The organism is Halovivax asiaticus JCM 14624 (genome assembly GCF_000337515.1).
GTDB lineage: Archaea > Halobacteriota > Halobacteria > Halobacteriales > Natrialbaceae > Halovivax > Halovivax asiaticus.
The window spans coordinates 184,560-208,442 of sequence record NZ_AOIQ01000008.1 but is presented as its reverse complement, the minus strand read 5'-3'; the positions used below and the strand labels follow the sequence as shown (position 1 = coordinate 208,442).

The window sequence follows — 23,883 nt, the reverse complement described above, 5'->3', positions numbered from 1 at the left end:
GATGTGTATAAGAGACAGGTTCCTCGATGTCGAACGCGTCGTCGAGCTCGGTGCCGTAGACGTCGCGCGCCAGCGCGCGCTTCTGCGGGACGACGTACTCGAGACGCGATCGAAGCACCTCCGGATCGAGGAGGTCGCCGACGCGGATGCCGCGCCGACCGGCCTTGTCCTCGTAGGTCGGGCCGATCCCGCGCTTGGTCGTGCCGGCCGCGAGATCCGCCTTCTCGGCTTCTTCGATCCCATCCAGAACGCGGTGGTACGGGAGGATCACGTGCGCCCGAGCGGCGACGCGCACGTCCGGATCGAGCCCGCGCGATCTGAGCTCGTCCAGTTCCTCGAACAGTGTCTCGGGGTTTACCACGCAGCCGTTGCCGAGGACCCCGACCTTGCCCCGGACGGCACCGGAGGGAACGAGCGAGAGCTTGTACGTATCGCCGTCGGAGACGACGGTGTGGCCCGCATTGTCTCCGCCCTGATACCGGACGACGACGTCTGCTGCCTCACCGTAGATATCGACGACGCCGCCCTTCCCTTCGTCGCCGAGCTGTGACCCGACGATAGTGACGGTCATGACAGCGACGGCTTCTTTCCCGGTCGATAAACCGATTACGATCCCTCCGTCGATGAATCGGTGCCGCCCTCCATCGACGACGAACGCTTGTCGTATCTGACGAGGATTCCTTCCCGACGAACAGCCGGCAACCCCCTCGCCACCGGTGCTATCACGAAGACGGGTCGGTGCTCACACTGGCGCCATCCGGTCCGATCGCGCGGTGTCACCGACTCGGTTCAGATCCGACCAGAAGTGTTAACCCCTGCCACGTCGAAACCCTTCCTATCGTCTTGCGGCCGTCCCGACGAAAAGCTTTAAAAGGGGCAACGACAAGTTAACAAATGCCATGATAGACCGACTGGAGAAGGAGGTAGACATGCTGGAACGACATTTGCAGGTCCTGAAAATGGTTCTCGAGAACGAACCGATCGGGATCGTCAAGATGTCGAACGAGACCGGCTACCCCCACCACAAAGTTCGCTACTCGCTGCGCGTCCTCGAAGAGGAGAATCTCATCGAGCCGTCGAGCCAGGGAGCGATCAAGACCGAGGAGACCGAAGACTTCGTCGCCGACCTCGACGACAAGATCGACAGCATCTCTGAGACCTTAGAACGGATGAAGATCGAGAACACCGCCGAAGCCGAGAACTGATATCCTCCTGGCCGCCAACGGCCATTTTGCTCTCACTGATTCTGAGTCCCGTTTGCGGTAACCGTACTCCCGAGTGTCGGAATCGAGCCCCGCGAACGACCGGTGCCATCAGAGACGGTTCGAGGCGAAGCGGCCGGTAGCCGAGTGAAGCCCTACAGCTCGGGGACGGTCATGTGGAAGCCGCCACTGCGAGATTCGACGAGACAGCAGTGATAGCCCTGTTTTCGCGAGAGGTTGACGTAGCTGACCTTCGAACTGCGACTGAGGAAGCCACTCGTCGTCACCTCTTCGGCGAGTTCGAGCGCGCCGGGGTCGAAGAAACTGGACGTGACGACGACCGCCGCGCCGAGGTCGGGATAGTTCGCACACACAGCCGAGGCGTCGGCCTCGAGCCCTTCGAGCATCCCTTTTGTCGCCGGGTCGCGCGAATCGTTACAGTTCGCGACGACGAGGGGCGTCCCGCGCTTGTCGAACGCGGCGACGTCGAACGTCACCTGATCGGGGACGTCCGCTCTGTCGTCCTCTTCGAGCGAGACGGTCGCTGCAAGTTCGATGCGGTCGATACGCGGGATGACGTCGTAGAGGTCCGCGAGATCGGCGGCGTTGCCGGTCTCCCTGATCTCGAAGAGACAGGTTCCGACGAGCCACTCGACGAAGCGGTACTGCATGGACGCCTCGACGAACGAGTCGTAGGGCTGTCCGTCGACGGCCGTCGTCTCGGCGTCGAACTGCGTGTGCCGTTCGAGTTGCAGGTTGCGGTCGAGATCGCCACGCGAGCCCTCGCCTTCGTGGGCCGATTCGAGCGTCGGTTGACTCTTCGAGCCGTACCGAACGAAGACGTTCGTCTGTTCGAGTGCCTGTTGCGCTGTGAGCGTGCGTTCCGGCTCACTGGGCGTCGACTCGGTCGGCGTCGCCGGAGCGTCCCCACCAGTCGGGGCCGGTTGCGACTTGACCCGTTCGAGCTCGGCCTCGAGCTCCTCGATCGTCGACTGGAGTTGGGAGACCTGCGCTGTGAGGTCTTCGTTCTCGCTCTGCAACTGGTCGCGCTCGCGCACGAGTTGCTTGCGCGTTTCCTCCAGCTCGGTCACCCGCTGGGTTAGGTGATCGATCTTGTCTTCGCGTTCGAGCATGTCCGACCGGAGTGCCTGTTCGGTCGAGGCGACGTCCGCCGGCGTCGGCCCGTCTCGTGTGCGCGAGCTATCGGCCTGTGACTGCGAGCGACTCGTGTCCGACTCGGACTGGCCACGCTGCGAGCGGGCGCTGCCACGACCGGCCGAACTCTGTGTGTTCGTGTCCTCACTCGACGATTCGGGATCGATCGAGGGGATCTGTCGGGTTTCGCGCCAGCGCTCTTCTTCTTTGAGGCGCTCGTCGTGCTCGTCCGATTCGGTCGGGGCCGTCTCGGTTCGCTGATCGCCCGACCCGGTATCCGACGAGGCTGACCCGGAGACCGTTGTCCGATCGCCTCCTGTCGAATCTTCGCCGGTCGTGATGCCTGTTGCGGAGGATTCGGTGGGTTCCCGTTCGGTGGTGATCCCCGGCCGGTCGGCAGTCGATTCGGTCGTTGCGGGCTCTTCCTCCGGCTGTCCGCCGGCGTTCGTCGATTCGGCGGCCGCCGTCGAGTCGGCCGTCCCGGTTTCGGTGTCGCTGTAGGACACTTCTGTGTCTTCGGTCACCGACTCGTCGTCCGCCACTTTCTCGGATCGGGTCTCTTCCGGGGTCTCGGACGGTTCAATGTCGGTTCCGGTCGCGTTCACCGTCGTCTCGTCGCTCGGCGTTCGCCCGGCGGACGGCTCGTCTTGCCCGACTGGTCCGTCTGTGTCGGTCACAGCCGTCGCGGGATCGGTCGACTCGCCTGTGGAGAGCCGGTCACCGGAGCCGGTGCCCGCAACGGTGGTGGAATCTGTCCCGGCCGCGGAATTCGCTGTGCCCGCCGCTGTGTCGGCTGCAGTGTCGTTCGTCCGCGCGGCGTCCTCGGGACTCGTGGTGGCAGTTTCGTTCGCCGACGCGTGACCGGGGACATCGGTCACGGAGATGTCGACGTCGATGACCGAGTAGATGCCAATCTCGTCGTCGGCGCGCTCGAACGCCTCGTCGCCGGTGAGCAGGCGCTCGGCGTTTCCGATGTAGGCGGCGGCCATGCGCTTGCCGCCGTAGTAGACGAGGTAGTAGTCGCCCGAGAGCACCTGTTCGCTCAGTTCGACGTAGCCGGTGAACGACCCCTGCTGCAGTTTGCGATCCACCGATGCGAGAGCGGTATCGTTGGTGTAGTACTGTGCTCGCGGGTCGCCTCCCTGCGTCTGCATCGCAGCAAGCAGGGGAAGCGCGTCGGCGGGGGCCTCGTAGATGGTTCCGGAGGCGTCCACGAGCGTCTCGATCGAACCGTCGGCGACGCCGACGATCCGGCCGTTCAGCATGAACGCCCAGACGCCGGCCGCCGTTACGGCTCCGGAAAACGTGTCGTCGGCGAGGGTCGTGAGCGCGTCTTTGCCGCCGGAAAACGGCCGCGACTCCCACCGCTCGACGCGCTCTTTCGTGCGCGGGTCCATACGCAAACAAACGGTAACCCGACCATAACCGTTTCGCCTGTCGAAGGGAAATGGGGGCGACGAACCGACGGTCGTCCCGTGTGTGCCAGTTGCCGGTCAGAAGCCAACTCGTCAGTTACCGGTTACGGGTCAGCTCGTCAGGTACCGGTGAGGACCCAGCCAATCAGTTGCCGATCAGGAGTTAGTTCGTCCGATCAGATCTTCGACTCGGCGTCCTCGGCGAGTTCTTTCATCCGCTTGCCGATCCGACCCGCACTCGAGAACTCGTCTTCGCTCATCGCGTTCGCCAGCGAGTTTCCGAGGACGAACACGGCGTGTTTGTGTTCGCTCTTGGATTTGTGGGCGTCGTCCGGATCGACGTCGATCTGGTGGTAGGCGTCGAAGAGCCCCTCGTCGACGCTTTCCTGTTCCGAGAAGTACTCCATGATGACCACCAGTTCGGCGTGCAATTCGAGAAGCTCGTCTTTGTGCATACGCTCGCTACGGACGGTTCCATGTTAAGCGTTTTGCGCCGTGGGGCGTCTCCCCACTCAATCGGCCGGATCGGCGCTCTCTCGCTGTTCAGCGGGGAACCAGGCGAGTTCGTGATCGGCCGTCACCCGGACGCCGACGCGCTGGCCAAGCTGGATGCGATCCGAGTGGTTGTGCATACACTCGATCGTCTCCCCATCGTCGAGTTCGACGCGATAGAGGACGGTCGGGCCGAGGTAGCGACGGTAGATCACCTCGCCGTCGGTTTCGGCGCCGGTCGCCGGATAGGCCGTCACGTCGTCCGGCCGAACGAGAAGATCGACCTCCGTGCTGTCGTACGCCTCGACGAGGCCGCCGACGTCGTCACGGAGGACGCGACCGAGTGCGGTGTCGACGTGATCGCCGGTGACGGTCCCCGAGAGGAAACTCGCGTGACCGAGAAAGCCCGCGACGAACCGGGAAGTCGGCTGTTGGAAGACCGTTTCGGGGACGCCGACCTGCTCTAACTGTCCGTCGTACATGACGGCGACGCGATCGGAGATCGAGAGGGCCTCTTCCTGATCGTGCGTGACCGAGATCGCCGTGACGCCGGTTTCCTTGATGATACGTCGGACCTCCTCGCGCATCTCCACGCGGAGATCGACGTCTAAATTCGAGAAGGGTTCGTCGAGCAAGAGGAGGTCGGGTTCCGGGGCGATCGACCTGGCGAGGGCGATCCGCTGTTGCTGGCCGCCAGAGAGCTCGCCAGGGTAGGCATCGGCCTGATCGGTGAGCCCGACGAGATCCAACAGTTCGGCGACGCGCTCGTCGCGTTCGTCCGTCGGCCAGTCGTCGATGCCGAATCGCACGTTCTCGGCGGCGGTGAGGTGGGGAAATAGCGCGAAGTCCTGGAAAACGACGCCGACGTTACGATCTTCGGGTGCCACCGATCGATCGCTGTCGGCGACGACCGTGCCGTGTAGCTGGATCTCGCCCGCGTCGGGCGATTCGAGCCCGGCGATGAGTCGGAGCGTCGTCGTTTTTCCACAGCCGGACGGACCAAGCAGCGTGAGGATCTCGCCGTCGTAGACCTCGAGCGAGTACGATTCGACGACACACTCGGTCCCGTAGCTGTGTTCGATTGCCTCTAGCGAGAGGACGGGCTCGTCCTGGCGCTCATCGGATCTTTCCTGCGATGACGCCGTCTCCGTCGTGATCGTCTCCGTTCGTCCCGTGCTCTGAGCCATGGGTGTCTCGAACTGTCCGGTCGGGTCCGGCACTCGTCTATTTAGGTGGCCCTAAATGACTTATAGTTGCCGGTTGCGACGAACTGCTCAGAGTTCGACGCCGCCGGGAATGAGGCTCCGCTGGCGGAGGAGACTCCCCTCCTCGTCGTAGACGAGGAACGTCTGTTTCTCGTAACTGATCAGATGTTCCCCGTCGATCTTGATGGTAACGTCGTACCGGCCGTCGTCGTCGCTGGTCTGTTCGCCGTAGCGCCGCGCGGCCGTGATAAAGGTGAGCACGTCGTCGGCGTCGACGTTCAACTCGAGGACGAAGTCGCCGGTCAGGCGATCGGTCACGCTGACCACGCCCGTCGCGTCGGTGTCGACGGGCCCCTGCAGGCGGAGGGCGACGTCCGTCTCGTCGGCGGCAAGCAACTCGTCGCCTGGACCTGTGAGGCGGTCACGCAGATCCGGCCCGTCTTCGGCGCAGTCGATGGTGACCGACGGTTTTCGGGGATCGCCGTCGGCGTCGACCCACTCGACGTCGTCGACGGAGAGCGTGATGTGTTCGCGCCTCATTCGATACCCGATGTTGGGTCCCCGGCGGTATGAACGTAACGCCCACGGCCACCGAAACGAATCGGACTGCTCGCTGATCGGTTCCGTTTCGGACCAGTCCGTCTCGTGGGGTATCGGCCAGTCCACTGCGGCCTCCTCGCCATCGCGACCGAACACATCTCACTTGCTGCCACCGGGTGATCTGAGTTGCTACTATCGGGTGATCCGAGTCACTATCGCCCCTCGACGTGCTCGGGTTCCCGGCCACCTGATTTAAGAGGTCACCACCCCCATATCGGAGACAGTCACCCGAGACGTCCCGTGACCCCCGATGGACCAACACGACCCCAGTCAGCACGCCGACGATCCGGCGTCCGACCCGTCGTCGATCCGAGCGACACTCAGCGACCGCCTCGACGACGTTCGACGTTCGCTGTCGGCACTGGGCGACGTGATACGGGGCACGCGGATCGACATAGGTCGGTACGATCCGACCGTCCACGAGCCGCTCGTCGCCTTCGACGGCGTCGAGGGAACGATCGAACGCGAGCGCTACTGGGTGAACGCGCCCTTCGCGTTCGTCGCGATCCTCGAGGATCCGGCGCGGAACGCCTTCCGGTACCACGTCGTCGAACCGTCGCTCTCGACGGACGAACGCGCCCTCCTCGATACCGTCCTCGAGGACATCCGCGACCCGCTCATCTATCGCGACGGCGGCGACGTCGACCCCGAAACGCGGCTCCGAGAGGCGCTGCTGGAACTCCTCGAACGCTACGGCGTCGACGTCTCCGTCGAGTGCTTCTACCGCCTCTTCTACTACGCTCACCGGAACTTCCTCGGCTACGGGCGGCTCGACCCGATCATGCACGACCCGCACGTCGAGGACATCTCCTGCGACGGCTACGACCTCCCGATCTTCGTTTATCACGACGAGTACACGGACATCGAGACCAACGTCTCGTTCGACGCCGACACGCTCGATCAGTTCGTCGTCCGCCTCGCCCAGCGCTCGGGTCGCCACATCTCGATCGGCGATCCGATGGTCGAGACGACCCTTCCCGACGGCTCGCGGGCGGAACTGGCGCTCGGCCAGGAGGTCACGCCGCGAGGATCGGCATTCACCATCCGAAAGTACTCCGACGAACCGTTCACCCCGGTCGACCTGATCGAGTACGGAACGTTCGACGTCGCCCAACTCGCGTACCTGTGGCTGGCGATCGAGCACAACAAGAGTCTCATCTTCGCCGGCGGCACCGCGTCGGGGAAGACGACGAGCATGAACGCCGTCTCGATGTTCATCCCGCCCCGCTCGAAGATCCTCACGATCGAGGACACTCAGGAACTCCAGCTCTATCACGACAACTGGCTCTCGTCGGTCACCCGGGAACGCATCCACGAGGGGACCGACGTGACCATGTACGACCTCCTGCGCTCGGCGCTGCGCCACCGCCCCGAGTACATCGCCGTCGGGGAGGTCCGCGGCGAGGAGGCGATCACGCTCTTCCAGGCGATGAACACCGGCCACACGACCTACTCGACGATGCACGCAGACTCCGTGCAGACGGTCATCAATCGCTTAGAGAACGAGCCGATCAACGTCCCGCGGGCCATGGTCCAGAGCCTCGACATCCTCGCCGTCCAGACGCTCACGCGCCTGGAGGACGGCGAACGCGTCCGCCGGAACGACACGCTAGCCGAGATCGAGGGCATCGACCAGCGGACCGGCGAACTCGACTACTCTACCGCGTACACCTGGGACGGCGAGACCGACACCTTCTCCGAATCGGGCAGTTCGATCCTGTCGGACATCCGCGAGCAACGCGGCTGGACCGAACGCGAGCTGCGCGTCGAACGAAAGAATCGCGAGGCATTCCTCGAGTACGTCCACGACCGCGGCCTCTCGGACTACCGGCGCTTTACCGCCCTCGTCAACGAGTACTACGCGGACAAGCCGGCCGTCCTCGAGCGCATCGGCCGCGACGACGCGATCGAGGCGAGTCCGGCCGGCCGAACGGATACCGGTGACGAATCTGACGACGGTGGAACCGACGCAACGGCGATCGAGGCCGACGACGATTCGAACGACGACCGTCCCGACGCACCCGCTGCCCTCGCCCAATCAGGTGACGACCTGACCGACGGTGCGTCGTCGTGGGACCTGGCGGAATCGTCCCCACTCGCCGACGACTCAGCCCGTTCCGGATCCGGACCCGATGGGGCCCCCGCCGACGAACCCACCAATGCCTCCATCGACGAACCGAGCGACCACCCCACCGACGACTCGCCCGACGCTTCCAGCGTCGAACAGATCGACCACTCCACCGACGACTCGATTGACACTCCCACCGACGAAGCGACAGATACACCGGATGATGCGTCGGCGGAGTCAGACCGATGAATCCCGGTGCCCTTCTGCCGCTCGCTGTCGCCGTGCTGTGTACGCTCCCGTTCGCCCTGGCGCAGGTAATTCCCTCCGTGGATCGGGTCCTGACCCGACTGTCGATTCACGCCTTCGGCGACTACGTCGACGAGTTCCGGAGCGAACACCCGCAGCGCCAGGCGGCGCTCCGTGCGGCACACGCGCCAGCGAGTTATCGTGAATACGGGGCTCGGTCGTTCGTTTACGCACTCCTTGGCGGGTTCGTCGGCAGCGTCACTGGCGTCTACCTGATCTGGGCCGTCCTGACGGGCCTCTCGATCGATGCGGCGACGCTTCGCAGTTCGTTGCCCGACCTTCTCGCCCCGCTTTCGGCGATCGCGGCTGTGGGGAACGCCACTCCGGCCACGCTGCTCGGACTCCTCCTCGTCTCTGGGCTCACGCTCGGCGTCGTCTTCGGGGGGATCACCTACTGGTTGCGCTGGTGGTATCCGGGCTACGTGGCCTCCCGGCGGGCGCGCGCGATCGAGGCGTCGCTGCCGTCGACGGTCGCCTTTTGCTACGCGCTCTCACGAAGCGGGATGGAGTTCACCGAGGCGATCCGAATCGTCGCCCGCAACGGCGACGCGTACGGACAGGCGGCCGCGGAGTTCGATGTCGCCGTCACGAACATGGACGCCTTCGGGATGGACGTTACCGCAGCGTTGCAGTTGATGGGGCGGCGAACGGCCAGCGACCAGTTTCGCGAGTTCACCGAGAACCTCGTGAGTGTCCTCCAGAGCGGCCACAGCCTCTCCGAGTTTCTGGAACGGCAGTACCACGATTACCAGGAAGAGGCCGAATCACAGCAAGAGAGCATCCTCAACATGCTCGCGACGCTGGCCGAGGCCTACGTCACCGTGCTGGTCGCCGGCCCGCTCTTTCTCATCACGATCCTCGTGGTGATCGGCTTCTCCGTCGGCGACACGGTCGACTCGCTCCGGGCGGTCATCTACGTCATCCTCCCGTTCGGCAACCTCGCGTTCGTGGTCTACCTGAGCACCGTCACCGATTCGATCAATCCCGGTCGGTCGAATCAGCCGAGCGAGGGGGCACTCGGTCCCGGTTCCCGTGCGACCCTCCCGGACGGTGGGTCCGTCGTGACGGGCGCGTCGGCGCTGGGCGATGGCCACGTCGATCCTGTCGACGGGTCCCTCTCACCGACGCGACATCGGCTGGCGATCTACGAGCGCTTGCGCTGGGTTCGAGGGGTGCTCGCCAGCCCGTTCCGAACGCTGCTTGACCGGCCGGACCGACTCCTGTGGGTGACGCTTCCCCTGGCGGCCGTGATCGTCCTCCTGTTGATTCCGCGAGCGCTCGAGGCGGGCATCACGGCGATCGAAGACGCGCTGGTAGTGCTCGCACTCGTCGTGATGGGCTCGTACGCGGTGGTCTACGAACGCCACAGATACCGAATCAGTGCGATCGAACGGGCGGTCCCTGACCTGCTCGATCGGCTCTCCAGCGTGAACGAGGCCGGGATGTCGGTCATCGCCTCTGTCGATCGCGTTCGCCAGTCCGATCTCGGCGTGCTGGACGACGAACTGGATCGCGTCTGGGCGGATGTCCGCTGGGGGGCCGACCTCCAGACGTCGCTGTGGCGATTCGAGCACCGCGTTCGTACCCGCGCCGTCTCCCGCATGGTGACACTCCTGACCGAGGCGATGAACGCCAGCGGCGATCTCGCGACGGTGCTGCGGATCGCTTCCCGGCAGGCCTCGGCGGATCTGCGCCTCGATCGCGAGCGCAAGCAGGTGATGACCGAGTACATGGTCGTCGTCTACGTCTCCTTCCTCGTCTTCATCTTCATCATCGCTGTCCTCTCGGCGTACCTGCTCCCGAGTCTCCCCACGGAGTCGGTGACGGAGGCGACCGGTCAGCAACTCGACGGGCCGATCGCCGCGCTCGGGACGACCGACACCGACGTCTACATGACGCTGTTCTACCACGCGACGGTGATCCAGGGGGCTACCTCCGGCTTCGTCGCCGGCCAGCTCGCCTCCGGTGACCTTCGCTCCGGGGCGAAGCACGCGACGCTGATGACCTTCATCGCGTTCGTTCTCTTCACCTTGGTCCTCTAGTCGGGCGCCGAACGGGCGTCGTCGCGGACCGAATCCGTTATTGGTCCATCTGCCCCACCCCGAGACATGTCCCGCCGGCGCGACGTCCGCGACACGTACGAACGCATTGGGCGTCACTTCGCGACGACGCGCGAGTACGCCTGGCCCGAGGTCGAGGAGTTCGTCGCCCGGGTCACCGCCGACCGGTCGTTCGATCGCGGCCTCGACCTCGGCTGTGGCAATTGCCGGCACGCGGAGGTCATAGCCGACCACGTCGAACACGTCGTCGGCCTCGACGCGAGCCGTGCGCTCCTCGAAACCGGTCGCGACCGCGCCGCCGAGCGCGACTTCGAAGTCTCCCTCGCTCTGATCCAGGGCGACGCCGCGGCCTTTCCCCTCCGCGACGACACGGTCGACCTGGCCGTCTACGTTGCCACGCTGCACCACCTGCCGACCGAGGCCGATCGCCGCCGCAGTCTCGACGAACTCGGGCGCGTCCTCACACCCGACGGCCGGGCGCTCGTCAGCGCCTGGAGTACGGCCCACGACCGCTTCGACGACGCCACCGAAGCCGATGCGACCGGCTTCGACACGACGGTCGAGTGGACGCTCCCCGGCGGCGAGTCTGTGGGCCGTTTCTACCACATCTACGCCCCCGACGAGTTCGAACGGGACCTCGAAGCGAGCGAGCTGAACCTGCTGGAGTGGGAGGTTTCGAGCGGCAACTGCTACGCGACGGTCGCAGGCGCCCAATAACGCTGCCCCGACCCGCCAGTACCACCCTGCCCTTCCGAGAAAAGAGAACTCTCTTAACCGAGCACCAACAATCGGGGGATGGAGCGCGGATGGTCTAGTGGTAGGACCTGAGCCTTCCAAGCTCATGGCGGGGGTTCAAATCCCCCTCCGCGCATTGCTGCTGCGAGCAAACCCGCGAGCAGCAGCAATCGTCCGAGGGATTTGAAGTAGAGAAGTCGCAGCCCGCGCAACGAAGTGAGCAGGACCGTCTTCGCGTAGTCCAAATCCCCCTCCGCGCATCAACCTTTTGCGCTACGTTCTGGCGGAACGACGCCAGCGTTGCTGGCGCACGTTCCGCCGCCACTCGGCAAAATGTTGATCAAAAGCACTCCTCCTTCCTCACCGCTCGCTCCGCCCGCGTTTCACGGTTTCACCGTTCGACTTCTCGCGGCGCATAGCGTCGCGCTTTCTGGGTCGGTCGTCGGCCCGAGCGCTTCGTGCTTGGTGAACGCCGTCACTTCTACAACAGGTAATTCATAATCTCGAAAGACGGCTGTGGGAAGAATTTCCCCTTCAGGATGTTGGGGCAGATATATTATGTCTCTTCTGCGTTTAGGAATGTATCAATCCCGCCGAAAAGCCGCTGAATAGTGTCTTCTCCGGTGAACGGATTCAGGAGGACGACTCGCAGCCACTGACTGTCACGATAGGTTGGTAACGACACGAAGATTTCGTGCTCAGAGAGCAACGCCTGTTGAAGTCGGCTGTTCAGGTCGTCCCGTCCTTCCGGCGGACACCACTCGGGCACCGCCCGGAAGCAAACGATATTCATCTCCGGTTCGCTGGCCAGCTCTAATGCGTCGTGTCCGACGATGCGTTCGCGAATCATGGCTGTCAGCCGGTAGCTCTCGTCGATCAGTTGGCGGAGCCCGTTACGACCGAGATGTTGGAAGGTGAGCCAGAGCTTCAGTATTGCTGCCCGTCGGGTGCCTTGGACGCTCAGTTCACCGATATTTGGAATAGCATCGTCGCCGCGCATGTACGGTGCCCCGATCCGAAAGTCCTCGTGAAGCACGTCGGCGTTGGTGAACAACGCCATCGCACAGGTCTTCGCGACGTAACACCACTTTTGCGGGTTGAACGTCACCGAGTCAGCGGCCTCGATCCCATCGAGTCGGCTCCGTTCGTCTTCAGAGAACACGAGCGCCCCGCCATAGGCCGCATCGACGTGGAACCACAGGTCATACTCACGGGTGACATCCCGGATCGCTGGCAGTGGATCGATGTTACCGGTCGTCGTCGTACCGGCCGTTGCGACGACACAGAACGGTGCTCGCTCATTCCGTTTCGCTCGCTCCACGGCCCGCTCTAGCGCGATCGGTTTCAGTCGAGAGCTCTCGTCTGTTTCAACCGGTACCACAGCGTCCGTCCCCAAGCCGAGTATCATCGCAGCCTTTTGAAGTGAGGTGTGAGCTACCTCCGAGGCGAACAAAACCGGCTTACGGTCCTCCTCAGTGAGCCCGTCCGCGTGACTGTCAAACATCTGGTTTCGGGCGACAGTCAGCGCGTGGAGGTTCGCGAGACTGCCGCCGCTGGCGAGCACGCCGCCAGCGTCGGACCCGAGGCCGAACTCGGCAGCGATTTGCTCGGTCAGTTGGACCTCCAACTCGGAGAACACCGGTGACATCTCCACGCTCAGCATGTTGTTATTGATCGCCGACGCGACGAGATCGCCGAGTATGGAGATTGTCGTCGGCATCGTGTCCATATGGCCGATGTATCCGGGATGGGCGGGATTCATCGATCCTTCGACGGCCTTTTCAAGATCCTCAAGCAGGTCGTCCGGGGATCGCGGCCCTTCTGAGATCGTAGCAGAGAGGGTGGTCGACTCTGCAGGTAACGGTGAGCGGTCGTCGGCGGTTTCGAGTTGTGTGAGAAGCTGGTCGAGGACCTCCTCTGCAAAGCCACGCGCGGCCTCGGTATTTGCTCCGCTTGGGTCGATGAACGCTGAATCTGGTAGACTGGAGCGATTCATGGGTGAACTATCGGGTGCGGCGACTTTGAGCATTGATTGTTATTTGCCTGACACCATTTGTTCGAACTTCGGACTGGGGCGGTAACTGAAATCGCCACCAGGCCATCCGAAATTCATTCCGGAACACTGGTCTGGCCTGATTTTGGAGTTGCCCCTACGACGAACTCCTGGATAATCCGGCTTTCAGCCCGGTGACGCAATCGACTGATTGCCGAGATGTTGATATCGAATTCTTCTGCCAGCTCAGTAAGTGTACAGTCCCGAGGGATATCGTAGAAACCCTGCTCGAATGCTTCAGTGATGAATTCCCATTGGCGTTCCGTGAGCAGCTCGCTCGAATCATGCGACTGGGTTAACGACGTGATCTGATACGGGATATCTGTGTTGTCTAACTCCTCCGTATACTTCGCCAATCGTTCGTGTGAGGCCGTTATCTCCTTGGAGTACCATCCATCGTGGAGGAGCGTCGGATATCGTGGCGGGATCCCAGATGCACTCAACGCTGCATATGTCTCCGAGATGGGAATCACGAACTGAACCAGCACCATACCCTCGTCGGTATGAATCACCTCAAACGATCCTACTTCGGAGGACTTCTCGAGATGGTGAACGAGGGCATCTCCGTCCGGGATCGATACTTCGACGATTTCGAGCAAGCGGCCATCTATTGGTCGGGACGCCAACAGTTTAAACTCAGCGTCGGGGAATTCGGTAGAGGTGTCGGCTAGCCAATCACCCATTGGGGCACCGTTGACCTGCAACTGGATGCGGGGCATATCGATTGTTAGCTGTCGGGTCACTTAAAGACAGAAAGTTATTCACGCGTGATGACAGGGCGGCCTCTCAGCTACTATCCACCATGCCTACGTGGAATTCAGAAGGGTGGATTCACACCGATGTACGTGACCACCGGACGCCAAATTATGACATCGCACCGCTGTTCGTGAACCGTTGGTCGCCACGAGCGATGACTGGCAAGCCACTAGATGAAGATGAATTCATGCCGTTGTTCGAGGCGGCAAGATGGGCACCATCGTCGTACAACAATCAGCCATGGCGGTTCCTCTACGCGACCAGAGAGGACGACCACTGGAATGCCTATCTCGATTTTCTCTCGGCAGAAAACAAAACGTGGGCCAAACGGGCAGCCGTGCTCGTCGTCATCCTCTCAAAAACAACAGTCGACTACAACGGGGAACCGTCACGAACGCACTCGTTTGATACGGGCGCCGCGTGGCAAAATCTCGCGCTTGAAGGAGCCAGGCGCAGGCTGGTCGTCCACGGAATTGGTGGCTTTGATTACGAGCGGGCAGCAGCAACCCTCTCCATTCCTGCGGTCTACACGATCGAGGCGATGGCCGCAATCGGCATTCGAGGCCCTGCGAAATCACTCCCAGCTGACCTCCAGGAGCGTGAAGAGCCGAGTGACAGGAAGTCCTTGGATGATATCGTCAACCAGGGAGCGTTCGATAGTGTTTCGGAGGAGGGAGACGAGTAATGACTACTCCAACCGAGTCGAACTGGGTAATTCCGCTTGCTTTCCTCCTCGCCACGGGCGTTTTCCTCGGCCTCTCGACCAATCTCGCGAAGATCGCCGCCGGCGTCGGCCTCGAGCCCTTGGCTTTCCTCGCGTGGTCGCTCGTTGGGTCCACGACTGTCCTCGCTGTGATCGGGGCCGTCCGCCATCGGCTCCCCCCGATCAATGCCCGCACTATCGAGTACTTCGTAGTTTCTGGCCTCGTCAGCGTTGCCGTGCCGAATCTCCTGTCCTTCGCTGCAGTCCCCCGCGTCGGAGCCGGCTTTGTCGCGCTCTCAATTGCGTTCCCGCCCCTGTTCACGTACCTCGGCGCACTGCTCCTCGGTATGGAGGAGTTCCAGACTCGTCGCGCGGCAGGTGTTGCGTTTGCACTGGGGGGCGCCGCCTTACTTGCTGCCCTCAAGCTCTCCGAACCCGATGCCGACGCGTTTTGGATCGTCACAACGCTCACTGCACCAGTCCTCCTCGCTGTCGGGAATATTTATCGGACACTCCGCTGGCCGGAAGGGGCCGCCCCCGACGAGCTTGCGCCCGGAATGCTCGCCGCGTCCGGGCTCATGCTCTTGGTCGTCGGTGCGATCACGGGGGTTCTTTTGGGAGGTGTGTCGAGATTCTCCCTCGTGGTGCCGACAGAAAACATTGTGCCGGTCCTTCTCATCATCGCGCAGACGCTGACGTTCTCGTGTATGTATCTCCTGTTCTTCTTCCTCCAGAAGCACGGCGGACCCATCTATCTCAGCCTCCTCGGCTCGGTCGGTGCCGTTGTCGGCGTCCCCATTGCCGTTTTTCTCCTTGGAGAAGCGCCGCCACAGGGCCTTGCCATCGGTGGTCTTCTCATCGCACTTGGCGTCGGCCTCCTCACATTCGGTGATCCGCAAGCGTCATAGAACATCGCCAAAAAGTCCCAACAGTGACTTCTCCGCGAAAATGTTTGCTGGGTATCTCCTCCGCTTGCTCTCATTTTCGGAACTGTATTCCTCTCACCTATTTCTCACTATGTCCAATAGTTGTATATTCTATAACGATATCCGTCAGAATGGAAGCCACGCTCTCCATCTCGTGCGAGGACATGCCTCAGAAATGTCCCGGGTGAGTCCACCACCCCAGACGTGGCTTCCAAGCCAGCGCTTGGTCACCATGACTCGAAATACACCACCGAGACAAAAAACGTCTCGCCAGCAGGTTGCATAAACAGCGACTGCACTGTTCGATCACGTTCTCCAGCCTCGATGAGGCGGGAAGCATCGACACTGTCGATTTGGAGGGCCGGTGATGGGGCGCTACGACTACGACGCGCCCACGCCGGAGCCAGCGTGTGAGCGCTGTGAGGTGTGACTCACGGCGGATCACTGGATCCGGCTCGAAGCGCTCCATCAGGGGACGCTGTCGGACCAGTACCGGGATTCGGCGAAGCTGATCTGCGTGGATTGTGTGGCCGCGCTCGGGAGGCTGGAGTTTTCGGCAGCTGATGAGTCGGGCGGTGGATGCGAGTCGGCGTGACGCACGTGGGCTCGCGACCACGGGTTGGTTCGGGCCGTTGTCGATGCGAGGGATCGACTGTCCGTGATGGACGACCGATTCAGTACGTTTCCGGCGGGCGTTCGAGAATCTCGAAGAGTTCCCGCGCACGCCATTCCTTGTTCCGCGCCTTTCCGGTGACTTCTTCGAGGACTCCGTCGGCTTCGAGGGCGCTAATCGCACGTGAGGCGGTCGATTGCTCGACGTCCAACATCGTCTGGACCGTCTTCGTGGTCAGGTAGGGCCGTTCGAAGAGCGAACGGGCGAGTCGGTCCTTCGCGTACGTGCTGTCTCCGTATTCGGCCTCGTAGCGTTGGCGAAGCGCGTCGAGCGCGAGGGTCCGCGAGACGGCCTCCTCGGCCTGTGTGGCTATCGCTTCGACGAAGAACGAGAGCCACGCCTCCCACTCGCCACCCGTTCTGACCGCGGTGAGCCGGTCGACGTACGTCGCCTTGTTGCGATTGAAGAACTCGCTCAGGTACAGATTCGGCCGTTCGAGGAAACCCCGATCGCACAACTCCAGCGTGATGAGTACTCGGCCGAGTCGACCGTTGCCGTCGCCGTACGGATGAATCGTCTCGAACTGGTAGTGAAACAGGCCGATATCGACGAGCGGATGATACCTGCCGCCGGTCCGGTAGTACGTCACCAGCGCGTCCACGAGCCCATCGACGGTACTGGGCACTGGTGGGAGGAACTCCCCGAGATGATTTGGGGCGGTTTTGAACGCACCGATCGTCTCCGTCTCGACTCGTTCGGCTGGGACGCCCGAGAGGAGCGTCTCGTGGAGGTCGTGAAGCAATCCGACGCTTAGTTCCGAACCGCCTTCGAGCGTGCTGATCCCCTCCGTGACAGCCTGCTCGCAATTCAACACCTCGCGGGTATCTTTCGTCTCGCGCACCGGCGTTCGCTGCTCACTACCGGTTTCGTTACTCTCGTCGAACTCCTGCGTTTCGAGGCTGTAGAGGGCGTTAAAATCGACGTCTGCACCCTCGATCTCTGCAGATTCCATCGCCTCCTTCCGGAGGAGCGAGGTGTAGAGAATCGGTGGAAAGTCGGTTTCCTGGCTGATGCCACCGAGTCGACCGAGCCAGAACGTCGCGTCCGCGAGCATCTCGTGGAACGATCCGTCGAGTGCGAGATCGCGCGATGGGGGAAGGGGGTCGGGCCTGTAGTAGGGTTTCCGACCGTATGGAACGAGCGTCCCCGGCGCCGACTCACCCAGTTCATCACCTTCCATGCATCCATAGCTCATACAAACTCCTTGTGTATGAATTTGTCGGGGATGTATGCATACAATGGGCCACGAACTGAGTAGTGTATGCACGCCGTTCCCCGAAATGGGTACATCGCACACGATTCTCGGTGTTTGCGTCGACGTCGCTGGTCCGTTTCCATGTCTGACTACGGCCCGTGAACGCGAACTTCCTTATGGTGGGGTTGCGAACCGTCGGCCAGATCACACGTCGCCATGGCGGGGTCCCAGCTCGAGCGGATGGCGGGTACGACTGGCGATGATACGACGACAGCCACGGCGCTCGCTCGTCTCCGTACGCGACTTGGTATCGACGTCCGGGCGATCGCCGCGTTTCGGATCGGGCTGGGGCTGGTCACTCTCTTCGACCTGCTCGTCCTCCGGCTCCCGGGACTCGTCACCTTCTACACCGATCGAGGTGTCCTCTCACGGAGCGCGCTCGCTGAGGTCTACCCGACGTTCGCGCGATGGTCCCTCCACGCCGCGAGCGGAGCGGCCTGGGTTCAGGCGCTGCTCGTCGGGTGCACGGTCGCCGTCGCCGGCTGCGTGCTCGTGGGCTATCGCGCACGGATCGCCGCCGTGCTCCTCGCAATCCTGCTCACGTCGATGCACGCGCGTAACCCGTTCCTGGTCAACGGCGGCGATACGGTCCTCATCTCGCTGCTCCTGTTCGGCGCAGCCCTCCCACTGGATTCGCGCTGGGCTGTTCGGATTCGCGGCGGCCAGGCTGCCGGTCGCCGTTTCTCACCGGCGACGGCGGTCCTTCTGACCCACGTCGCCGTCATCTACGCGATCAACGCGGTGTTAAAGTTCCAGAGCGACGCTTGGATGAGCGGGATCGCCGTTCGTCGCATCCTTCGTCTCGAGGATTTCGCCTATCTGCTCGGACCCACCCTGGTCTCGCACACGGCCCTGGTTACCCTGATCAACTGGCTGTGGGTTGGGACGCTCGTCGCGTCCGTCGGCCTCGTTTGTCTCCGTGGCAGGGCCAGGATCGCCGTTGTGGCCGCCTACGTCACGGCCCACCTCGGGATGGCAGCGACGATGCGTTTGGGTGCGTTTCCGTTCATCATGTGCGTCGCGGTGCTCCCGTTCCTGCCGCCCGGGATCTGGAACCGCGTCGATCGCGCCGTCGCCGAGAGCGCGCTCGCCGCGCGCCTCGACGAGGTCACGTGGTCGTCGACGGCGGATTCGGCTGCGACGCGACGGCGAGGGTCGCTCCCGTCGTTCACCGGTCACTGGATCCGACCGGCGGCCGCGGTCATCCTCGTTGCGGCACTGGCGGCCACGGTCGGGTGGCAACTCGTCACGGCCGACGTCGTGGATGCGCCGGCGGCCGCGGACGACTCCCTCGATCGTGGTAGCTGGAAATTCTTCGCTCCCGATCCACCCTCGTCGTACAGCTGGTACGTCGCCGAGGCCGACAGCGATGGCGGGGAGTCGATCGATCTCGTCGACGGCGGCCCCGCGGCGTTCGATCGACCACCGGACGCTATGGACCGCTATCCCTCGACACTCTGGAAGCGATACGGCTCCAAAGGGAAGGGATCGGGTCCCGCAGTCGCCGAATCGGCAGCGCGGTACGCCTGTGATCAGGCGCCGGCGACCGTCGGGTCCGTCACGCTCTATCGTGTCGACCAGTCGGTCGACGAGACGGGGCCCGTGGGGGAGCCGGTCCCCCACCGGCTCGCCTCGCATACCTGTGACTGAGCACTCACCGTGGGGCAGAAAACCGAAGAAACCGTGATCGCGACGCCGACGACGCCAGGGCGTTTTCGGCGGTCGAGTCGATCGGTCGCTCGCGACCCGATCAGGCGTTGTTCATGCGCTGGCTGTCGCGGTGGCCACAGCGCTGACACTCGGTGACGCGGTAGGGTTCGCGAGAGAACGCCGCGTTCTCGGCCTTCGAGCTTTCGGTTCGAAGCTGTACCGAGACCTCGTGCAGCGTATCCAGGTCGCATTCCTGACAATGTTCCGTGAGTCCGTCAAAGGCGTCGTCGGTGGTTGCCATGGCGGATAATTGGAATCTCACCATGTTATACCTTTCTATTGGAGAAATTCACTCCGGGAAGAAGGCCGCGACGGTGATTCCCAAAACGAATAAACGCGAGGGAGAGTCGATCGGCCGAGCACGCGATTCACGACCGCCCAATGAGCGAACGTTTTCCGTCGGGCGACCGACTGTCGTGCCGTGGAGGTCGAACTACTCGGGTGGCCGGCCGACGGACCGACGCTCAGACTCGACTACGAGCGCTTCGCCTACGCGGGCAAGTTCGTCATGTCCTCGACCGGGAAGGCCGTCGCCCGCGAGGACGGCGAACTCGTCGGAGCGGTCGCGTTCAACGCCGATCGGACCGACGAGACCGTCTGCTGGCTCCGCTACGTGACCGTCCGCCAGGATCGGAAGGGCGAGGGGATCGGCCCGCGCCTCTGTGAATACGTCAGGGACCGTGCGCTGGAACGGGGCTACGAGGAGTTGCGGATCGCGGTCAACAATCCGTACGCGTACGAAGCGTTGTACCGCGCCGGCTTCGGGTTCACCGGCGAGACGACCGGTATCGCCGAACTCGTCCTCGCGTTCCCGCCGGAGGACACCGTCGACGAGCGCTATCGAAACGGGCTGAAGCGGTTTCGAGACCGAGACATCACGGACGCGGAACGATCCTTCGTCTCGGAGCGTCTCGAACGGGGTGAACCGGTTGAGTCAGGCGATCGCGCCGGACGGACGGACCGAACGGGAGTGGCCGATCGGGCCGACCAAGGCGACCGAACGGATGGGTCACGAAACTAAGTGGCCATCGGAGAGGCCAACGCTCAAATCCCAGCCGTTCGAAGGACGTGTCGATGGGAAACGCAGCACTTCGGGACATCGCGTCGATCGAATCGATCCCCTTCGACGAGCTCGAGGGGTCGGTCGTCGCGGTCGATGCGCACAACTGGCTCTACCGGTACCTGACGACGACGGTAAAGTGGACCAATTCGTCGACCTATACCACTCCGGACGGGACGGAGGTCGCGAACCTCGTCGGTATGGTTCAGGGTCTGCCGAAATTCTTCGAGCACGACATCGTCCCGGTGATGGTCTTCGACGGCGGCCCGTCGGACCTGAAAACGGACGAGATCGAATCTCGCCGCGAGCAACGCGAATCCTACGAGGAACAACTCGAAGTTGCCCGTGAGGAGGGCGACCAGGTCGCCATCGCACAGCTCGAGTCCTATACGCAGCGGCTCACCCCGACGATCCAGGAGACGAGCCGGGAACTCCTCAGATTCCTCGACGTCCCGGTGGTCGAGGCGCCGGCCGAAGGCGAGGCCCAGGCGGCGAACATCGTCCGGAACGGCGACGCCGACTACGTCGGCTCGGAAGACTACGACGCGTTGCTCTTTGGCTCGCCTCGAACGCTGCGCCAGCTCACCAGCAAAGGTGATCCGGAACTGATGGATCTCCAGGCGACCCTCGACGATCACGACCTCACACTCGAACAGCTGATCGACGTCGCGATCATGATCGGGACGGACTTCAACCATGGCGTCGACGGGGTCGGTCCGAAGACGGCGCTCTCGCTCGTTCACGAACACGGCGACCTCTGGAGCGCACTGGAGGCCCGTGGCGATCACGTCGAGTACGGTGATCGGGTTCGCCAGCTGTTTCGCGATCCGAACGTCACCGACGACTACGAGTTCACCACCGATCTCGACCCGGACGTCGCGGCGGCTCGCGACTACGTCTGTGAGGAGTGGGCGGTCGACGCCGACGAAGTCGCCCGCGGGTTCGAACGGATCGAGGAATCGCTCGTCCAGTCCGGGCTCGATCGCTGGACGTAGCAGTGACCTGACGCCGAGAGACGCAAATACATCGAGGGCAAAGGCGGGATGGTGACACGGTGGGTTCAGACTATCGGATGCCCGCTCCGTGCGCCGTCGCCTCAGGCGGTGCCGAGGATGATATCCGCGAGTTGCTGTCGGTCGAAAAGTCGATCCTCGGTGAACTCGTCGGCGAAGATCCGTTTGGCTGCCTGTTCGGTCTGGAAGAGATTGATGATCGGCCCCTGGTCGAGGTAGCCGCCCTGGTAGACGTCCCCGTTTCGAACGGCCGTGAGTTTGCTGGCAACCGCGTGGTCTTCGAGATGTTCGACGATGGTTTCTTCGAAGGCTGCGCGGTCTTTCGTTTCCTGGCCGCGGACGAGGAGCACGTCCGGATCGGTTTCGAGGAGCGCTTCGAAGTCGACTTCGAGGGTCGTATCTCCCGCGTAGTGGCCGATGTCGGTTCCTTCGAAGGCATCCCGAAGTCCCAGGTCCCGCCACTGCTTCTTGCCGACGCCGCCGTCGTTTAGTCCGTATGGGTAGAACCGCTCGGGTGGTTCGTCGGCCGGATAGACGAGCGCAGCTTCGGGTGTCTCGTTCGGCAGTCGGTCCTGAAGGTCGGCGAGGAAGTCGTCGTGGAACGATTTGAACTGCCGAAAGCGATCCTCGCGCTGGAACACTTTGGCTATCTTCTCGAACGCTTCGTACAGGGAGTAGTAGCGGTACTCGTGCCAGTCGTCGCTACGCCGTCGAATGAAGTTTCCAAAGAACGGACCGACGTTGTTCTCGATGTCGGCGACGTCCGCTTTGGACCAGCCGTACCACTGAATCATCTGCTTGGGCTCCATGAAGTGAACGTCGGCCTGCATCGCGTAGAAGAGCTCCTTGTCGACGCCGTTTTGATAGAGGGTTCGCACGTCGTCCGGATCGTACGCTACCCCCGGTAACTCCTCGTAAACGTGCGACGCGTAGCGGTACGGCAACTGGATTCCGAGCGTTTGGCCCACGTCGAGTGCCATTCCCATGTCGGCGTAGCTCGGCAACAGCGCGACCCAGTCTTCGGGCGGCTCGTCGAACGATACCGTCCCCATCGGTTCCATCGAGACGGAGTAGGAGCCGGTCGTTTCGTCCGGCTCGTCGCCGGCTTTGGTGAGGCAGCCGCTGACGATCCCGGTTGTGACGCCCGTCGCACCTGCAATGAACAATCTTCGACGCATAATGTTTAGGCTAGCCTAAACATATAATAATCTGTTGAACGGCCGCCGATCACTGTGGGAGAGAGGTTGAGCCAAACACCGACTGGGACGTGTCGAGCCAGGCGGCGACAGTCACGCTCACGAGCATGACTGCCGCAGTCGCGTAGAAGACGAGCCCGATTGTGGCGTAATCGTGGATGACGCCGGCGAGTAACGGCGCGAGGACGGCGCCAGGCTTCCAGAGCAAACTCCGAAGCGACAGCGAGGTGAGGGCTCGGGACGCGGTTCCGATCTCCGTGAAGAGGGCGACGCTTGCCGGGACGCGACACGCGTCGGCGACACCGAATACGAGCGCACAGGCGATCAGCGGGTAGAACGACGCCGTAAACGGAACGATCGCCGCTGCGCCGACGTACAGGAGCGCGGCGACCCCGAGCAGCGGTCGGCGCCCGATGGTGTCGGCGAGCGTCCCGGTATAGCCCTGGCAGAGCGCCCGGACGAGACGCGGGGCCGTCAACACGACGCCGACCTGGGGGCCGGACAACGAGACGGCCAGATAGGCGTAGATCGGGAGGTAGACCCTGACGGCGGTTTTTGCGAACCCGGTCCCGACCCGGTAGGCTGCAAGGCCGCGCATTGCGGGCTGCTCGACGAGCTGTCGGTATCCGTTCACCCCGTCACCGGCATCGAGCCCGTCGACACCGAGGTCGGTACCGCGGAGTAACCACGCGCTCCCGAGGCTCGCGGCGGCGAGCAGGAGATATCCGGGCGCGAACCCGGCGAATTCGTAGATCACGCCGGCACTTGCGGTCCCGAGTCCGCCGGCGAGTGCACCAACCTGGTTGAAGATACCGACGTGGCGGCCGCGTTCGTCCGTCGACGCTCTGGTCGAGACGGCCGCCGTCCCGAGCACGAACAGGACGCTAATCGTGATTCCCTGGGCGATTCTGGCGACGACGAGCGTCACCTCGTCGACGACGAATAGGAACCCCACGTACGTCGCGGCGCTCCCCAACGCGCCCCAGACGAGTAGCCGTCGGACCCTGTCGCCGCTTCCCCAGGCGCCGAGTGCAACCGTCGTCGCCGTCTGAGCGAGTGCAAACGCCGTGGTGAACGCGCCGATCCAGAGTCCGGTCGCGTCGAACGCCGCCGCGTAGAAGGAGAGGTACGTCGCCATCAACGCGTACCCGTAGGCGCGTATCACTGACGTCCCCGCCAGTGCCGCAAAGCCCCGCTCCGGGGCCCGCCCGGAAAGTCGTCCCATGCGTTCTCTGTCGACCACCACCACTTAAAAATTTAGGTTGGCCTAAAACCAGAAAGAGTTATTTTAGGTGGGCCT

The 23,883-nt window shown here is 63.0% G+C and carries 20 protein-coding genes and 1 tRNA gene; 10 read left to right on the top strand and 11 right to left on the bottom strand.

Annotation, left to right across the window (positions count from 1 at the left end; genetic code table 11):
- The coding region (locus C479_RS04815; RefSeq protein WP_007698690.1) for an adenylosuccinate synthetase at window positions 1-571 on the bottom strand (571 nt) is incomplete at its 3' end.
- A gap of 328 nt (window positions 572-899) precedes the next feature.
- Between C479_RS04815 and C479_RS04810 the strand changes: the two genes are divergently transcribed.
- A complete protein-coding gene (locus tag C479_RS04810; protein ID WP_007698687.1) occupies window positions 900-1,205 on the top strand; it encodes a hypothetical protein in 306 nt (101 codons plus the stop codon).
- A 152-nt stretch (window positions 1,206-1,357) separates the two neighbouring features.
- On the opposite strand, the gene C479_RS04805 is transcribed toward C479_RS04810, so the two are convergent.
- The 4 genes from C479_RS04805 to C479_RS04790 form a co-directional block, all read right to left on the bottom strand.
- The gene (locus C479_RS04805) at window positions 1,358-3,754 is read right to left on the bottom strand and encodes a DUF7527 domain-containing protein (RefSeq protein ID WP_007698684.1); all 2,397 of its coding nucleotides are present in this window, start codon (window positions 3,752-3,754) and stop codon (window positions 1,358-1,360) included.
- 194 nt (window positions 3,755-3,948) lie between these two features.
- Window positions 3,949-4,227: a UPF0058 family protein gene (locus C479_RS04800; protein WP_007698682.1), complete on the bottom strand. Its 279-nt coding sequence runs from the start codon at window positions 4,225-4,227 to the stop codon at window positions 3,949-3,951.
- A gap of 57 nt (window positions 4,228-4,284) precedes the next feature.
- Complete coding sequence (locus C479_RS04795; protein WP_049907075.1) at window positions 4,285-5,451, bottom strand: ABC transporter ATP-binding protein; 1,167 nt, start codon at window positions 5,449-5,451, stop codon at window positions 4,285-4,287.
- An 87-nt stretch (window positions 5,452-5,538) separates the two neighbouring features.
- On the bottom strand, window positions 5,539-6,009 hold the full coding sequence (locus C479_RS04790; protein WP_049907089.1) for a DUF5793 family protein: 471 nt from the start codon (window positions 6,007-6,009) through the stop codon (window positions 5,539-5,541).
- Between the two features lie 310 nt (window positions 6,010-6,319).
- Here C479_RS04790 and C479_RS04785 point away from each other — a divergent pair, with 310 nt between their 5' ends.
- The 4 genes from C479_RS04785 (at window position 6,320) to C479_RS04770 (ending at window position 11,374) form a co-directional block, all read left to right on the top strand.
- Entirely contained in the window at window positions 6,320-8,386 is a 2,067-nt protein-coding gene (locus tag C479_RS04785) for a type II/IV secretion system ATPase subunit (RefSeq protein ID WP_007698674.1), read from the top strand.
- Window positions 8,383-10,485, top strand: coding sequence for a type II secretion system F family protein (locus C479_RS04780; protein ID WP_007698671.1), 2,103 nt, complete (start codon window positions 8,383-8,385; stop codon window positions 10,483-10,485). Before C479_RS04785 ends, C479_RS04780 begins: the two co-directional genes overlap by 4 nt.
- A gap of 66 nt (window positions 10,486-10,551) precedes the next feature.
- Window positions 10,552-11,220, top strand: coding sequence for a class I SAM-dependent methyltransferase (locus tag C479_RS04775; protein WP_007698668.1), 669 nt, complete (start codon window positions 10,552-10,554; stop codon window positions 11,218-11,220).
- A gap of 83 nt (window positions 11,221-11,303) precedes the next feature.
- Window positions 11,304-11,374 (top strand) — tRNA-Gly (locus tag C479_RS04770).
- A gap of 420 nt (window positions 11,375-11,794) precedes the next feature.
- Here C479_RS04770 and C479_RS04765 read toward each other — a convergent pair.
- Together C479_RS04765 and C479_RS04760 are read right to left on the bottom strand one after the other, a co-directional pair.
- Window positions 11,795-13,234, bottom strand: coding sequence for a pyridoxal phosphate-dependent decarboxylase family protein (locus C479_RS04765; RefSeq protein WP_007698665.1), 1,440 nt, complete (start codon window positions 13,232-13,234; stop codon window positions 11,795-11,797).
- Window positions 13,235-13,347: 113 nt separating this feature from the next.
- Entirely contained in the window at window positions 13,348-14,010 is a 663-nt protein-coding gene (locus C479_RS04760; RefSeq protein ID WP_007698662.1) for a helix-turn-helix domain-containing protein, read from the bottom strand.
- 83 nt (window positions 14,011-14,093) lie between these two features.
- Between C479_RS04760 and C479_RS04755 the strand changes: the two genes are divergently transcribed.
- Both C479_RS04755 and C479_RS04750 read left to right on the top strand, forming a co-directional pair.
- Window positions 14,094-14,732, top strand: coding sequence for a nitroreductase family protein (locus C479_RS04755; protein WP_049907074.1), 639 nt, complete (start codon window positions 14,094-14,096; stop codon window positions 14,730-14,732).
- On the top strand, window positions 14,732-15,658 hold the full coding sequence (locus C479_RS04750; protein ID WP_007698657.1) for a DMT family transporter: 927 nt from the start codon (window positions 14,732-14,734) through the stop codon (window positions 15,656-15,658). Before C479_RS04755 ends, C479_RS04750 begins: the two co-directional genes overlap by 1 nt.
- A 692-nt stretch (window positions 15,659-16,350) precedes the next feature.
- Here the strand turns inward: C479_RS04750 and C479_RS04745 are convergent.
- Window positions 16,351-17,529: a Fic family protein gene (locus tag C479_RS04745; protein WP_007698655.1), complete on the bottom strand. Its 1,179-nt coding sequence runs from the start codon at window positions 17,527-17,529 to the stop codon at window positions 16,351-16,353.
- A gap of 231 nt (window positions 17,530-17,760) precedes the next feature.
- Between C479_RS04745 and C479_RS04740 the strand changes: the two genes are divergently transcribed.
- Entirely contained in the window at window positions 17,761-19,254 is a 1,494-nt protein-coding gene (locus C479_RS04740) for an HTTM domain-containing protein (RefSeq protein WP_007698652.1), read from the top strand.
- Window positions 19,255-19,354: 100 nt separating this feature from the next.
- On the opposite strand, the gene C479_RS04735 is transcribed toward C479_RS04740, so the two are convergent.
- Window positions 19,355-19,555, bottom strand: a complete 201-nt coding sequence (locus tag C479_RS04735; protein WP_007698649.1) for a DUF7835 family putative zinc beta-ribbon protein — start codon at window positions 19,553-19,555, stop codon at window positions 19,355-19,357.
- Window positions 19,556-19,735: 180 nt separating this feature from the next.
- On the opposite strand from C479_RS04735, the gene C479_RS04730 reads away from it, so the two are divergent.
- Window positions 19,736-20,335 (top strand): GNAT family N-acetyltransferase, encoded by a 600-nt coding sequence (locus C479_RS04730; protein ID WP_007698646.1) that lies wholly within the window; start codon window positions 19,736-19,738, stop codon window positions 20,333-20,335.
- 53 nt (window positions 20,336-20,388) lie between these two features.
- On the top strand, window positions 20,389-21,369 hold the full coding sequence (fen, locus tag C479_RS04725) for a flap endonuclease-1 (RefSeq protein WP_007698641.1): 981 nt from the start codon (window positions 20,389-20,391) through the stop codon (window positions 21,367-21,369).
- A gap of 101 nt (window positions 21,370-21,470) precedes the next feature.
- Here the strand turns inward: fen and C479_RS04720 are convergent, their stop codons facing one another.
- Together C479_RS04720 and C479_RS04715 are read right to left on the bottom strand one after the other, a co-directional pair.
- Window positions 21,471-22,565 carry an ABC transporter substrate-binding protein gene (locus C479_RS04720; RefSeq protein ID WP_049907073.1) on the bottom strand — a complete coding sequence of 365 codons (1,095 nt, stop codon included), beginning with the start codon at window positions 22,563-22,565 and terminating at the stop codon, window positions 21,471-21,473.
- Window positions 22,566-22,614: 49 nt separating this feature from the next.
- Entirely contained in the window at window positions 22,615-23,808 is a 1,194-nt protein-coding gene (locus tag C479_RS04715) for an MFS transporter (protein ID WP_007698635.1), read from the bottom strand.
- Window positions 23,809-23,883: the final 75 nt, after the last annotated feature.

Excerpts from the sequence above, each read along its gene's own strand:
- C479_RS04810 (WP_007698687.1), top strand. The coding sequence starts at position 900 with ATGATAGACCGACTGGAGAAGGAGGTAGACATGCTGGAACGACATTTG.
- C479_RS04805 (WP_007698684.1), bottom strand. The coding sequence starts at position 3,754 with ATGGACCCGCGCACGAAAGAGCGCGTCGAGCGGTGGGAGTCGCGGCCG.
- C479_RS04800 (WP_007698682.1), bottom strand. The coding sequence starts at position 4,227 with ATGCACAAAGACGAGCTTCTCGAATTGCACGCCGAACTGGTGGTCATC.
- C479_RS04795 (WP_049907075.1), bottom strand. The coding sequence starts at position 5,451 with ATGGCTCAGAGCACGGGACGAACGGAGACGATCACGACGGAGACGGCG.
- C479_RS04790 (WP_049907089.1), bottom strand. The coding sequence starts at position 6,009 with ATGAGGCGCGAACACATCACGCTCTCCGTCGACGACGTCGAGTGGGTC.
- C479_RS04785 (WP_007698674.1), top strand. The coding sequence starts at position 6,320 with ATGGACCAACACGACCCCAGTCAGCACGCCGACGATCCGGCGTCCGAC.
- C479_RS04780 (WP_007698671.1), top strand. The coding sequence starts at position 8,383 with ATGAATCCCGGTGCCCTTCTGCCGCTCGCTGTCGCCGTGCTGTGTACG.
- C479_RS04775 (WP_007698668.1), top strand. The coding sequence starts at position 10,552 with ATGTCCCGCCGGCGCGACGTCCGCGACACGTACGAACGCATTGGGCGT.
- C479_RS04765 (WP_007698665.1), bottom strand. The coding sequence starts at position 13,234 with ATGAATCGCTCCAGTCTACCAGATTCAGCGTTCATCGACCCAAGCGGA.
- C479_RS04760 (WP_007698662.1), bottom strand. The coding sequence starts at position 14,010 with ATGCCCCGCATCCAGTTGCAGGTCAACGGTGCCCCAATGGGTGATTGG.
- C479_RS04755 (WP_049907074.1), top strand. The coding sequence starts at position 14,094 with ATGCCTACGTGGAATTCAGAAGGGTGGATTCACACCGATGTACGTGAC.
- C479_RS04750 (WP_007698657.1), top strand. The coding sequence starts at position 14,732 with ATGACTACTCCAACCGAGTCGAACTGGGTAATTCCGCTTGCTTTCCTC.
- C479_RS04745 (WP_007698655.1), bottom strand. The coding sequence starts at position 17,529 with ATGGAAGGTGATGAACTGGGTGAGTCGGCGCCGGGGACGCTCGTTCCA.
- C479_RS04740 (WP_007698652.1), top strand. The coding sequence starts at position 17,761 with ATGGCGGGGTCCCAGCTCGAGCGGATGGCGGGTACGACTGGCGATGAT.
- C479_RS04735 (WP_007698649.1), bottom strand. The coding sequence starts at position 19,555 with ATGGCAACCACCGACGACGCCTTTGACGGACTCACGGAACATTGTCAG.
- fen (WP_007698641.1), top strand. The coding sequence starts at position 20,389 with ATGGGAAACGCAGCACTTCGGGACATCGCGTCGATCGAATCGATCCCC.
- C479_RS04720 (WP_049907073.1), bottom strand. The coding sequence starts at position 22,565 with ATGCGTCGAAGATTGTTCATTGCAGGTGCGACGGGCGTCACAACCGGG.
- C479_RS04715 (WP_007698635.1), bottom strand. The coding sequence starts at position 23,808 with ATGGGACGACTTTCCGGGCGGGCCCCGGAGCGGGGCTTTGCGGCACTG.